The sequence below is a fragment of the Synechococcus sp. CBW1004 genome (assembly GCF_015840715.1).
GTDB lineage: Bacteria > Cyanobacteriota > Cyanobacteriia > PCC-6307 > Cyanobiaceae > Cyanobium.
In genome coordinates, this window is the sequence record NZ_CP060397.1 from 2,599,239 (window position 1) to 2,612,208 (window position 12,970).

The 12,970-nt window shown below is 67.1% G+C and carries 10 protein-coding genes; 7 read left to right on the forward strand and 3 right to left on the reverse strand.

Annotated elements, in window-relative coordinates; translation table 11 throughout:
• Positions 1-32: 32 nt before the first annotated feature.
• The 3 genes from ppk1 (at position 33) to H8F25_RS12395 (ending at position 4,132) form a co-directional block, all read left to right on the forward strand.
• Complete coding sequence (ppk1, locus tag H8F25_RS12385; RefSeq protein ID WP_197210677.1) at positions 33-2,162, forward strand: polyphosphate kinase 1; 2,130 nt, start codon at positions 33-35, stop codon at positions 2,160-2,162.
• A 147-nt stretch (positions 2,163-2,309) separates the two neighbouring features.
• Positions 2,310-3,437, forward strand: coding sequence for an RpoD/SigA family RNA polymerase sigma factor (locus H8F25_RS12390; protein ID WP_370525738.1), 1,128 nt, complete (start codon positions 2,310-2,312; stop codon positions 3,435-3,437).
• An 11-nt stretch (positions 3,438-3,448) separates the two neighbouring features.
• Positions 3,449-4,132 (forward strand): diacylglycerol/polyprenol kinase family protein, encoded by a 684-nt coding sequence (locus H8F25_RS12395; protein ID WP_231596814.1) that lies wholly within the window; start codon positions 3,449-3,451, stop codon positions 4,130-4,132.
• 7 nt (positions 4,133-4,139) lie between these two features.
• On the opposite strand, the gene H8F25_RS12400 is transcribed toward H8F25_RS12395, so the two are convergent.
• Both H8F25_RS12400 and H8F25_RS12405 read right to left on the reverse strand, forming a co-directional pair.
• Positions 4,140-4,487 carry a hypothetical protein gene (locus H8F25_RS12400; RefSeq protein WP_197210680.1) on the reverse strand — a complete coding sequence of 116 codons (348 nt, stop codon included), beginning with the start codon at positions 4,485-4,487 and terminating at the stop codon, positions 4,140-4,142.
• Between the two features lie 177 nt (positions 4,488-4,664).
• Positions 4,665-6,029 (reverse strand): glutamine synthetase, encoded by a 1,365-nt coding sequence (locus tag H8F25_RS12405; RefSeq protein ID WP_197213811.1) that lies wholly within the window; start codon positions 6,027-6,029, stop codon positions 4,665-4,667.
• Between the two features lie 22 nt (positions 6,030-6,051).
• Here H8F25_RS12405 and H8F25_RS12410 point away from each other — a divergent pair, with 22 nt between their 5' ends.
• Positions 6,052-6,699: a cysteine hydrolase family protein gene (locus tag H8F25_RS12410; protein WP_231596815.1), complete on the forward strand. Its 648-nt coding sequence runs from the start codon at positions 6,052-6,054 to the stop codon at positions 6,697-6,699.
• A gap of 96 nt (positions 6,700-6,795) precedes the next feature.
• On the opposite strand, the gene H8F25_RS12415 is transcribed toward H8F25_RS12410, so the two are convergent.
• Positions 6,796-7,884, reverse strand: a complete 1,089-nt coding sequence (locus H8F25_RS12415; RefSeq protein ID WP_197210681.1) for a 3-deoxy-7-phosphoheptulonate synthase — start codon at positions 7,882-7,884, stop codon at positions 6,796-6,798.
• A 428-nt stretch (positions 7,885-8,312) separates the two neighbouring features.
• Here H8F25_RS12415 and H8F25_RS12420 point away from each other — a divergent pair, with 428 nt between their 5' ends.
• The 3 genes from H8F25_RS12420 to H8F25_RS12430 all read left to right on the forward strand — a co-directional run bounded on the left by H8F25_RS12420 (position 8,313) and on the right by H8F25_RS12430 (position 12,966).
• The gene (locus H8F25_RS12420) at positions 8,313-8,717 is read left to right on the forward strand and encodes a hypothetical protein (RefSeq protein WP_197210682.1); all 405 of its coding nucleotides are present in this window, start codon (positions 8,313-8,315) and stop codon (positions 8,715-8,717) included.
• Between the two features lie 236 nt (positions 8,718-8,953).
• Complete coding sequence (acnB, locus tag H8F25_RS12425; RefSeq protein ID WP_370525739.1) at positions 8,954-11,584, forward strand: bifunctional aconitate hydratase 2/2-methylisocitrate dehydratase; 2,631 nt, start codon at positions 8,954-8,956, stop codon at positions 11,582-11,584.
• Positions 11,585-11,595: 11 nt separating this feature from the next.
• Positions 11,596-12,966, forward strand: coding sequence for a ClC family H(+)/Cl(-) exchange transporter (locus tag H8F25_RS12430; protein ID WP_197210683.1), 1,371 nt, complete (start codon positions 11,596-11,598; stop codon positions 12,964-12,966).
• Positions 12,967-12,970 lie beyond the last annotated feature (4 nt).

Below are 12,970 nucleotides of genomic sequence, written 5' to 3' on the forward strand. Positions count from 1 at the left end.
ACGTTCGAGCTTCGCCGCCGGGGTCCCGACCGATGAGCCAGCCGATCGTTGCCCCCGAGCTCTATATCAACCGCGAGCTGAGCTGGATCGAGTTCAACCGACGTGTGCTGGCCCAGGCGCTCGATGAACACACCCCCTTGCTGGAGCAGGCGAAGTTCAGCGCCATCTTCAGCAACAACCTCGATGAGTTCTTCATGGTGCGGGTGGCGTCGCTCAAGTCGCAGCTGGAGGCGGGCCTCAGCACCCTGAGCGATGACGGACTGACACCCCTGCAGCAGCTGGAGGCGATCCAGGAGCGCCTGCGTCCCTTGCTCGAACTGCAGCAGCAGCACTATCGCCATTCCCTCAAGGGTCAGTTGGCGGAATATGGCGTGCATCTGCTCGACTACCAGCAGCTCAATCCCGGTCAGAAGCAATGGGTGGATGACTATTTCCGCCGATCCGTCTTCCCGGTGCTGACGCCGCTCGCCGTCGATCCGGCCCACCCGTTCCCGTTCGTCAGCAACCTCAGCCTCAATGTGGCCGCCCTGGTCCGCGATCCCGACAGCGGCCGCCAGCAGTTCGCGCGGGTGAAGGTGCCGCAGAAGATCCTGCCCCGCTTCGTGCCGATGCCGGTGGAGCTGCATCAGTGCGGTCCGCGGCCCGTGTACGCGGCGGTGCCGTTGGAGCAGGTGGTTGCCTTCAATCTGCAGCCCCTGTTTCCCGGCATGGTGATCGAGGGGCATTACTTCTTCCGGGTCACCCGTGATGCCGACCTGGAGCTGCGCGATCTCGAGGCCGATGACCTGATGGAGGCCCTGCAGGAGGGGCTGCGCAAGCGGCGCATGGGCGGTGAGGTGGTGCGGCTGGAGGTGGCCGACGAGATGCCCGAGGCCGTGGTGCACCAGCTGATGGATGGCCTTGAAGTCGAGCCGGAAGACCTCTACCGGATCAATGGCCCCCTGGGCCTGGATGATCTGATGAGCCTGCTGGCGATCCCGCTGCCATCACTCAAGGACAAGCCCTTCAAGGGCCGCACCCATCCGGCCCTGGCCCGCACTCAGAAGAGTCAGCTGGAGGATGGCTCGATCAAGCAGGAGGAATTCGAGAGCATCTTCCGGGTGATCCGCCACGGTGATGTGCTGCTGCATCACCCCTATGACCTCTTTTCAACCTCGGTGGAGGAGTTCCTCAGCCAGGCCGCCGACGATCCCAGTGTGCTCGCGATCAAGATGACGCTCTATCGCGTCTCCAAGGATTCAGCGGTGATCGCCTCCCTGATCCGGGCTGCCGAGAACGGCAAGCAGGTGATGGCCCTGGTCGAGCTCAAGGCCCGCTTCGATGAGGACAACAACATCCAGTGGGCGCGCCAGCTGGAGCGATCGGGTGTGCATGTGGTGTATGGGGTGATCGGCCTCAAGACCCATACCAAGGTGCTGCTGGTGGTGCGGCGCGAAAAGCAGGAGTTGCGCAGCTACATGCACATCGGCACCGGTAACTACAACTCCAAGACCTCCAGCCTGTACACCGATCTCGGCCTGCTCAGCTCCGACCCCCAGATCGGCCAGGATCTGGTTGAACTGTTCAACTACCTCACCGGCTTCTCCAAGCAGCAGAGCTTCCGCAAGCTGCTGGTGGCTCCCGTTACCCTTCGGCGTGGTGTCGAGGAGCGCATCCGTCGCGAGATCGAGCATGCCCGTGCCGGACGGGGTGGCCACATCCGGGCCAAGATGAACTCACTCGTCGATCCGGCCATCATTGCCCTGCTGTACGAGGCATCGCAGGCGGGGGTGCGGATCGAACTGGTGATCCGCGGGATGTGCTGCCTCAGGCCGGGATTGGAAGGCATCAGCGACAACATTTCGGTCAGCAGCATCATCGGCCGCTATCTGGAGCACTCGCGACTCTTTCACTTCGCCAATGGTGGTTCGTCGGAAGTGTTCATCGGCAGCGCCGACTGGATGCCCCGCAATCTCGACCGGCGGGTGGAGGCCCTGGTGCCGATTGAGGACCCTGCCCTCAAGCAGCAGCTGGAACAGTTGCTGGAGCTCTACCTCCAGGACACGGGGGCCTGGCATATGCAAGGCGATGGTCAGTTCACTCAGCGCCAGCCGGAGGGTGAGCAACAGCTGGTGCAGGCCTCGTTGATGCAGCGTTGGCGCGGCAGACTGCGCGGCGCCTGATTCCTGGGCGTTCGGTAGCCACCATTACTCCTGGTGGAGTGAACGGTGACAGCGGGCTGGTTCGTACAGGAAATCTTCCATTTTTTGCATACCACCCCCTGCTCGTGGTGCTACATTCCGGCCAAATTCAACCGGAGGCCTGGGGTGATGGGGACACCTCTGCATTCCGCTCCCGGCGAACAGGGCCTTCCCGGTTCCGCAGTTGGGAGCTGCAGATCATCTGAATCTATGCGACCCCGTGTCGCGCACCAGTCCTTGCCGTCTCTTCCGGAGCTGGGAGCCGCCCTGCAGGCTGTGGAGGCGCCACCCGCCGAGCCACCTGCCACGCGCTCCGTGCCCGTCAGGGCGGCGTCCAAGGCCGCCGCCCGCTCGTCCCAGCGCGGCACCACCCGCCTCAGTGTCGATTCCATCGGCTGGTATCTGAGCAGCATCGGCCGGGTGCCCCTGCTCACCCCTGCCGAGGAGATCGAGCTGGCGCATCACGTGCAGGCCGCCAAACGCCTGCAGCAGGAGCACAGCGGTCCCCTCAGCCCCAAGCAGAAGCGTCAGTTGCGCATGGGCCAGAAGGCCCGCGACCGGATGATGGCCGCCAACCTGCGGCTGGTGGTGAGTGTGGCCAAGAAGTATCAGAATCAGGGCCTCGAGCTTCTGGATCTGGTACAGGAGGGTGCCATCGGTCTGGAGCGTGCCGTCGACAAGTTCGACCCGGCCATGGGTTACAAATTCTCCACCTATGCCTATTGGTGGATCCGCCAGGGGATGACGCGGGCGATCGACAACAGCGCCCGCACCATCCGCCTTCCGATTCACATCAGCGAGAAGCTCTCCAAGATGCGGCGCATCTCAAGGGAGCTCTCCCATCGCCTCGGCCGCCAGCCCAACCGCCTCGAGCTCGCCCATGCGATGGGCACCACACCCGAGGAGCTGGAGGAACTGCTGACCCAGAGTGCGCCCTGTGCCTCCCTCGATGCCCATGCACGCGGTGAGGAGGATCGCAGCACCCTCGGGGAGCTGATCGCCGACCCGGCCAGCGGTGAGCACTTCGACTCGATGGATCGCCATCTGCAGAAGGAGCACCTCGGCACCTGGCTCTCCCAGCTGAACGATCGCGAACAGAAGATTCTCAAGCTGCGCTTCGGTCTCGAGGGCAGTGAACCGCTGACCCTCGCCGAGATCGGTCGCCAGATCAACGTCTCGCGCGAACGGGTGCGGCAGCTGGAGGCCAAGGCGATCATGAAGCTGCGGCTGATGAGCAACCGCCAGCAGGCCGCCTGAACCTCCCGGCGATGGGCATGCTGCTGATCCAGCCGGGCTGGTTGCGGCAGGCCCTCGGCATCGGGGTTGTCGCGCTCTGGCTCGCCTTGCTGGCCTTTGCGGCCCTGGCGATCCGCCAGCGCTGGAACGCCCATGGCGAGTGGAGCCGCAAGGTGGTGCACATCGGCGGTGGGGCGGTGGTGCCCCTGGCCTGGCTGTTCGGCATTGAGCGCTGGCTGGCGGTCCCCGCCGCCGCCACCATCACCCTGCTGGCCTGGCTCAACCACCGCCGGCGGCTGCTGCCCGCCATTGAGGACGTGGGGCGCTCCAGTTACGGCACGGTTGCCTACGGGGCTTCAATCACCTTGTTGCTGCTGCTGTTCTGGCCCTGGCGTCCGGATGCGGTCTGCGCCGGAGTGCTGGTGATGGCTTTCGGGGACGGCCTGGCGGGGCTGCTCGGTCCGCGCCTGCCGTCGCCCAGCTGGCGGGTGCTGGGCGAGCGGCGTTCGCTGCTGGGCACCGCCACCATGGGCTTCGTCAGCCTGGCGGTGCTTCTGACCGTGGCGGTATGGGCGCCCTCCGCGCCCGGTTGGCCGGCGCTTGTGCTGCTGGCCCTGATCGCCACCGCTCTGGAGCAGATTGCGTTTCAGGGCCTCGACAATCTCACGGTGCCGCTGGCGGTGGCCCTGCTCTGGGCGCTGATCAGCGGCAGCTGACGCCGGTTCAGGCCTGCAGCAGCGTCTCGCAGCGCTGGCGCCAGTCGTGGCGGCTGCCGAGTGCCGCCACCAGCAGTCGGTCGGCGGGCTCCAGTCGCAGACGCTGCTGCCACTGGCGGATCAGATCAGCCCGCTCCATCCAGGCGTCGAGCACGGTCCGCTGAATCTGATCGCTGTCCCACTGGCGCGTACGCGCCGTGTCGAGCGCCCAGCCGAGCAGGTCATCGAGCTGAAAGGGGCGGAAGCCGGCGAACACCGGTCCGGTTGTGGAGGGGTCGGCGGCACCGCTGCGCTGCTCCAGGTAGAAGAGCTGCAGAGGATCGGAAAAGCCGCAGAACTGCAGTAGGTAAGTCATGCACCAGCCTGCCGGAACGACGACAGGCACACCGTAATGACGGTGCCTGGCAGTGCCGTTCATGACGAACATTCCTTCAGATCCTGTTGATCTGGCACTCGCAATCGCTGAGTGCCAGTGATAGTGATCCGGCATTTTCGATGGCATGCTGCAGATGTTTTGCACCTGCCGCCGCCGTCAGCCCAGGCCGCCCACCAGCGGCCACCAGCCGCTGGCCAGCACCTGATCCTCCGGTGTCAGTCCGGCGTTGCGGCGCAGCTCGGCCGCCTGGCTGTCCAGCAGCGAGCCGTGCAGGGCGTCGCCCATCGCCTGTCGCAACAGGCTGCTGGCCGCGAAGGCCGCTGAGGCCTCGGCCAGATCGACGGGCAGGCGGGATGCCGTGCCAGCGGGCAGGCCTGCCGGGTCACCGCTCACCGGAGGCGGCAGCACGGGGCAGCCCCCCAGCGAGCCCGGCCGCTGCAGACCCGTCTGAACCACGGCCTGCACTCCACCCAGCAGCAGATAGGGATTGGCTCCCAGATCACTCACCTTCAGCTCGAGGTGCGCGGCGCTGCCATCGGCGGCGGTGGGGATCAGACGCAGGGCTGCTTCGCGGTTCTCGATGCCCCACACCTGAAAGGGCGCTGCCCAGGCGCTGGGGGCCAGCCGCAGATAGGACACCACCAGGGGACAGGCCAGGGCCATCAGACCCGGCAGCTCCTCCAGGAGGGTGGCCAGCACCGCCTGGCCGGGAACGGTGAGGCCGCCGGGTCCCTCGCCGCCCTGGAGCAGCGGCACCCCGTCGCGCTGCAGGCTGATGTGCAGATGGCCGCCGTTGCCCACCCGCTCCAGGCTGGGCTTGGGGCTGAAGCTGCAGCGCCAGCCGAAGCGGCGGCTGACGCGCTGGATCACCAGGCGGGCATGCACCAGCCGATCCGCCGCCTCCAGGGCGTTGGCGGGCGCCAGCGACAGCTCGAACTGGGAGGCCCCGTATTCCGGATGGAACTGCAGCCAGGGCAGCTCGGCCGCCTCGATCGCCTCGAGTACCGCCGTGGCGTAGTCGAGGCCCTCCACCAGCCGGTCGGCGCCATAGGGGCCCCCGGGCACGGCAGGCCCTGGGGCGGTGCCGGGCTCCGCCACCAGCCACTCGAGCTCGAAGCCGGCCTGCAGCGTGATCCCCTGCGCCTCCAGCCGCTCCTGCTGGCGGCGGCAGAAGTGGCGCTGATCGGCGCCGTAGGCCGCGCCGTTGCGCTGCCAGCGCTCTCCCGGCGCCCAGGCCCAGCCCAGCGCCGGATCGAGCGGGGCCAGGGCGGCTGCATCGGCCCTGAGGCGCAGGTCGCCATCGGGCACGGCCAGCCGGTGGGCCGGATCGATGCCGCCATCGGCTCCGAACGCATCAGCCACCGGCGAGAAGCCCACGCCGGTGCGCACCGTCTCAGCCAGCTGCGCTACCGGCACTGCCTTCACCAGCGGCGCACCGGCGTGATTCACCCAGGTGACCGCCAGCCAGCGCAGTCCGCGCTCCGCCAGGGAAGCGGCGAGGGCGTCATGCGGCGAGGTCATGGCGGAGCGAGGCAATTCCGTCATGATTGCCACGTCCTCCCAGGCCCGCATCCCCCTGGACGCTCCGCCCGACTGGCTCCAGCCCGGCGTCATGGCGCTGTTGCTGGTTGATCTCCAGCACGGCACCTGCGGCGACGCCCAGCCCCGGCCTCGTCCTGACTTCGACAGGCGCTTTCGCGCCGTCACCCTGCGGGCGGCGATGCGGGCCCTGGCCCTGGCGCGTGTGGCGGGGCTGGAGGTGATCCATACCGTGATCGCCGATCTCACCGCCGACGGCCGCGACCGCAGCCTCGACTACAAGCGCTGCGGCATGGGTTTCCCTCCGGGCAGCCGCGCCAGCGAGGTGATCGAGGAACTGGCACCGCTCTGCGATGAGCTGCTGCTGGCCAAGAGTTCCTCCTCGCCGTTCAGCTCCACAACGCTCGACTATCTGCTGCGCAACATCGGCATCCGCACCCTGGTGGTGATCGGTCTGCTCACCGACCAGTGCATCGACCACACCGTCAAGGACGCCGCCGACCGCGGCTACCGGGTGGTGTGCCTCACCGATGCGTGCCAGGCCGAGACGCCCGAGCGCCACGCGCAGGCCCTGGTCTGCTTTCAGGGGTATGCCGAGCTGTGGACCGTGGCGATGCTGGAGGCGGCGTTGCAGGGCGACAGCCGTTTCTGATCCAGTTCCTCAGTGGAGCCGGTTCCCAGGGCCTTTGCTCCCAGGGCCGGCGCGGGCTGGGACCCGGCGGGGCCTGGTCGTGGGTGGGGCGACTCCTCAGGCCGCCACCAGCCGCCGCTCGCGCACCTCGCGGACGGCCGCCGCCAGCTCCTCCAGGAGTTCCAGGGTGCTGGGCAGGTCGATGCAGGCGTCGGTGATGCTCTGGCCGTAGGTGAGCTGGCCGGGATCCAGCTGGGACAGGTCGTTGGGGATCTTCTGGTTGCCGGCCACCAGGTGGCTTTCCAGCATCACGCCCATCAGATGGGTGGAGCCGCCGCGCAGCTGCTCGGCCACCGAGCGCAGCACCTCGCCCTGGCGGCGGTAGTCCTTGTTGGAGTTGCCGTGGCTGCAGTCCACCATCAGGCGGGCGGGGAGCCCATCGGCGGCCAGGCGCCCGGCGGCCTCCTCCACGGCTTCGCGGTGGAAGTTGGTGCCGCCCTTGCCGCCCCGCAGCACCAGGTGACCGTCGGGGTTGCCGGTGGTGCTCACGATCGCCGCCTGCCCTTCCTGGCTGATGCCCAGGAAATGGTGGGGCCGGGCAGCGGCCTCCATGGCGTTGATCGCGGTGGTGACGCTGCCGTCGGTGCCGTTCTTGAAGCCGATCGGCATCGACAGGCCCGAGGCCATCTCGCGGTGCGTCTGGCTTTCGGTGGTGCGGGCGCCGATCGCGGTCCAGCTGATCAGGTCGGCGATGTACTGGGGCACCACCGGATCGAGCAGCTCGGTGGCCGCCGGCAGACCCATCTCGGCCAGATGCAGCAGCAGGGCGCGGGCCCTGCGCAGGCCGGTGTTGATGTCGTAGCTGCCGTCGAGGTGGGGATCGTTGATCATTCCCTTCCAGCCCACGGTGGTGCGCGGCTTCTCGAAGTACACGCGCATCACCACCTCCAGGTCCTCGTGGTGGCGGCGCTGGGCCTCGGCGATGCCGGTGGCGTACTCGCGGGCGGCCTCGACGTCGTGCACCGAGCATGGGCCGACGATCACCAGCAGCCGCTGGTCGCCGGCGTGAAGGATCGCCTTGATCCGCTCGCGAGCCAGCTGCACGGTGCGCGACGCGCGTTCACTGATCGGCAGCTCGCGGTGCAGCAGGGCCGGCGGCACCAGCGGCCGCGTTTCCACCACGTGCAGATCGGAGGTGGGAAACATGGCGAGGGCCCAGCTTCAAGGTTGACAGGTCAGCCTATGCGGCTGTTTGCCCGGATGGAGAGGACGGCAGGGTTTTGCCACGACCCGCTGCTTTCGCTGGCCGTGGCGTCGCCTAAACCCGCCCCACGGTCAGGCGCGATCCGGCGAGAGGTTCGGCATCGGTTCGGGTTTGGAGGCCCCCTGCGTGCCAGTTACCACCGCCGCTGCCGCCATGCTTCACCGTGGCCTTCCGGCACCTCTGCCGCACCGCCGGCTGAAAGCGACGCTGTGACGGACGCATGGGACGGGTGGTGGCACAGGTGAAGTGGCACCTGAGCAGACTGCAGCCGTGGCTCCTAGCTTGAACCGAGCCTGGGATGGGCAGGCCGTGTTCACGGTCCTGGCAGCCCTGTTGCTGGCGCTGATCACCTTCTTCACCAGTTACGACCATGTCGACCTCCCTGGAGTCGGTGCCGTTGAAGTACCGCAGCAGCTCGGATTACCTTGCCTCGTTGCCGCCGTGGCGGCGGCTGCTGGCGAGGCTCAACTGGCATCCCGTACGCGAGATCGAGATCGAAACCTGGCGGGTGAGGATCGAGAAAGAGCGGCTGAGGAGAGAGTCCGAGCAGATCAGGAACGAGACCGAGCAGATCAGGAAAGAAGCCGAGCAGATCAGGAAAGAAGCCGAGCAGATCAAGAACGAGACCGAGCAGATGAGGACAGAAAACGAGCGGCTGCGGCAAGAGAGGCTCAGATGGAAGCAGCTCGACGCGCAGATCGAGGCACTGTTCTGCTCGGACGCGTCCTGCTCGATCCCAGCGACACCCATCGACGACGGCTCGACGCCTTCCTGACCCTGCTTGAGAGCGAGCCGCCGTCCTGAACGGGTTTCGGCAGAGCCGTGGCCCGTCGCGCTGGGCTGCGGCGCTCCGCGCTTGTAGCGCCGTTGCTGCCCCGGCAGCTCACCTCGCCGTGCAGCCTCGAGGCTCGGCCTCAGGCGCCCTCACCGGCTGTCCCGTCGCGGTTGCCACCAAAGCGAGGACCGGCCGGAGCGGACAATGGCTCCCAATCGAGTCCCACGCGTCGACCCATGACGACAGCCCCCATGCCCCCCGCCGAGCTTCTGCCCACCTACAGGGCCGCCGCCGCCGACCGGGAGGCTCAGGGGGTGCCGCCGCTGCCGCTCACGGCTGTTCAGGCCGGTGCATTGACCGAGCTGCTCGCCTCCCCTCCGGCCGGCGAGGAGGCCGTCCTGCTGCATCTCCTCAGCGAGCGGATTCCGCCCGGGGTGGATGAGGCGGCCTACGTGAAGGCCAGCTGGTTGAGCGCCGTGGCTCAGGGTTCGGCCGCCAGCCCCCTGGTGAGCCCGGTGGAGGCGGTGCGTCTGCTGGCCACGATGCTCGGTGGATACAACGTCGGCGCCCTGATCGAGCTGCTTTCCAGCCCGGAGGCTGCCATCGCCGAGGCCGCGGCTGAAGGGCTGAGCAAGACCCTGCTCGTCTACGACGCCTACAACGACGTGCTCGAGCTGGCGGAGAGCAACCCCTACGCCAGACGGGTGATCGACAGCTGGGCCGCCGCCGAGTGGTTCACCGCCAGAGCGGAGCTGCCCGCCGAGATCACCGTCACGGTGTTCAAGGTGGACGGCGAGACCAACACCGACGACCTCTCGCCGGCAACCCACGCCACCACACGCCCCGATATTCCGCTGCACGCTCAGGCGATGCTGGAGACGCGGATGCCCGGTGGTCTGGAGACGATCGCCGCGCTCAAGGCCAAGGGCCATCCTGTGGCCTACGTGGGAGATGTGGTGGGCACCGGCAGCTCTCGCAAATCGGCGATCAATTCGGTGCTGTGGCACACCGGCAGCGATATTCCCCATGTGCCAAACAAGCGCAGTGGCGGTGTGATTCTTGGTGGCAAGATCGCGCCGATCTTCTTCAATACCGCCGAGGATTCCGGTGCTCTGCCGATCGAGTGTGACGTCACGGCGCTGAACACGGGCGATGTGATCACGATCCGCCCCACTGCCGGCACGATCGAGCGCGCTGCCGGTGAGCCCGACGCCGGCACAATCGTGGCCCGCTTCGAGCTCAAGCCCAGCACCATCGCCGATGAGGTGCGCGCCGGCGGCCGCATCCCGCTACTGATCGGCCGCTCGCTCACCGACAAGGTGCGCGCCCAGCTCGGTCTGCCCGCCAGCGATCTGTTCATCCGTCCCAGCGCCCCCGCCGACACGGGCAAGGGCTTCACGCTGGCCCAGAAGATGGTGGGCAAGGCCTGCGGGCTGGCTGGCGTCCGCCCCGGAACCAGCTGCGAGCCCCTGATGACCACCGTCGGCAGCCAGGACACCACCGGGCCGATGACCCGCGATGAGATGAAGGAGCTGGCCTGCCTGGGGTTCAGTGCCGATCTGGTGATGCAGAGCTTCTGCCACACCGCCGCCTATCCCAAGCCCGTCGACCTGAAGACCCACGCCGAGCTGCCCGATTTCATGGCCTCCCGTGGCGGCGTGGCCCTGCGCCCCGGCGACGGCATCATCCACAGCTGGCTGAACCGGATGCTGCTGCCCGACACCGTGGGCACCGGCGGCGACAGCCATACCCGCTTCCCGCTTGGCATCAGCTTCCCGGCCGGCTCGGGTCTGGTGGCCTTCGCCGCCGCCATCGGCGCCATGCCGCTCGACATGCCCGAGTCGGTGCTGGTGAAGTTCACCGGCTCGCTGCAGCCGGGCGTGACGCTGCGCGATGTGGTCAATGCGATTCCCTATGTGGCGATCCAGCAGGGCCTGCTGACGGTGGCCAAGGAGGGCAAGAAGAATGTGTTCAACGGCCGCATCATGGAGATCGAGGGCCTTCCCGATCTCAAGCTGGAGCAGGCCTTCGAGCTCACCGATGCCACCGCCGAGCGCAGCTGCGCCGGCAGCACGATCAAGCTCAGCGTCGAGACGGTGAGTGAATACCTGCGCAGCAATGTGGCGCTGCTCAAGAACATGATCGCTCGCGGCTACGGCGATGCCCGCACCCTGGCGCGGCGCATCAAGGCGATGGAGGCCTGGCTGGCGAATCCGCAGCTGCTGGAAGCCGACGCCGATGCCGAGTACGCCGCCGTGATTGAGATCGATCTCGATCAGATCACCGAGCCGATCCTGGCCTGCCCCAACGATCCCGACAACGTCAAGACCCTCTCCGAGGTGGCGGGTGATCGCATCGATGAGGTGTTCATCGGTTCCTGCATGACGAACATCGGCCACTACCGCGCCGCCGCGAACGTGCTCAAGGGCCAGGGCGAGAACGCCGCCCGCCTGTGGGTGTGTCCGCCGACCCGGATGGACGAGGAGAAGCTGAAGGAGGAGGGCTACTACAGCATCTTCGAGGCCGCCGGCTCGCGCATGGAGATGCCGGGCTGCTCGCTGTGCATGGGTAACCAGGCCCGCGTCGCAGACAACACCACGGTGTTCTCCACCAGCACCCGCAACTTCAACAACCGCCTCGGCAACGGCGCCCAGGTGTATCTGGGCAGCGCCGAACTGGCGGCGGTGTGCGCTCAGCTCGGCCGCATCCCGTCCAAGGAGGAATACCTGGCCGTCGCCGCTGAGAAGATCGATCCCTATGGTGAGGAGCTCTATCGCTACCTCAACTTCGATCAGATTGCCGGCTTTGAGGACCAGGGGCGGGTGGTGAGCGCCGAGGAGGAGGCGAAGGTGCTGGCGGGGGTGTGAGCCCGGCCTTGATGGAAAGCAAGCGACTCCCGCTTTCTCCACAGGTGTCGAGGGCGAGCCGCAATCTGGAACGGCTCATTGCGCAGCGGTGGCCAGCTGTGTTCATCACTCTGCTGGTCACCTCCCTGGGAGCTGCCGTGACCGGCCTGCTGTTCAAGATGGGGGTCGGCTGGCTGGGGAGCTGGCGGCTGCGGCTGCTCGATCTGGCAAGCCCCTGGTTGGTGCTGCCTCTGCTGGGGGCCACAGGTGGGGCGCTGTCGGGGCTGATGGTGCAGCAGCTGGCTCCAGCGGCTGCCGGCTCCGGGATCCCCCACGTGATGCGCTTCCTGGCTCGTCAACGCGTCCCGATGCACCTGCGGGTGGCTGTGGTGAAACTCCTGGCCGGCATCGTGGCCATCGGCAGTGGCTTCCCATTGGGTCCCGAGGGCCCATCGGTGCAGATGGGCAGCTCGGTGGGTTGGCAGATGGCCCGTTGGTTCAAGGCCCCGCCTTCGTTGATGCGGGTGATCGTGGCTGCCGGCGGGGGTGCAGGGATTGCGGCAGTGTTCAATGCACCGCTCGGAGGCTTCTTCTATGCGATTGAAGAGCTGCTGCGCCAAGCCGGTCCGGTTTTGCTGCTGCTGGTGATGAGCACAACCTTCCTGGGGAGCTTCTGGGCCGATCTGATGGGCCTGGCCGGGATGGGCAGCAAGGCGGCGGGGATCGGGGGTGGCGGCTTCCAGTCGGTGAGCGAATACAACCCCGACCTCACATTCATGCCGTTGGATCTGGCCTATCTGCTGGTTCTGGGGGCGGCTGTGGCGGTCCTCGCCGAGCTCTACAGCCGATATGTCGTCACCATGCAGCGGCTCGGGGGACGCTGGCTCCCTGATCAATTGGTGCTGCGGATGATGTTGGGGGGGCTGTTGATCGGGTTGGTGTATGCCGTCCTGCCAGGCGACTTCCGTAATACCGCTGCCCTGCAGCACGTCATTGCCGATGGACATGTGGAGTTGCATAAGGCGATCGGCATCTTCGCGCTTCTGTTCTTCGGGACAGGCCTGGCTGCGTCCACCGGCGCGCCCGGCGGTCTGTTCGCGCCGATGCTGACCCTGGGCGGATCGGTGGGCCTGGTGGCTGCAGGATGGGCGGAAGTCACCACCGGCCATGCGCCCACCACATTTGTGTTCGCCGGCATGGCAGCCTTCATTGCCGCCTGTGCACGGTCTCCAATCACCGCGGTGTTCCTGGTCTTCGCTCTCACCAAGAACCTGCTGATTCTCAAGCCTCTGCTGGTGAGTGCTGTGGCCAGTACCGTGATGGCCAGCATCCTGCACGAACAGTCGATCTACAAACGACAGCTGCAGGTGTTCACCTCAGGGCGCGACCCGGAACACCCCTGAAAGC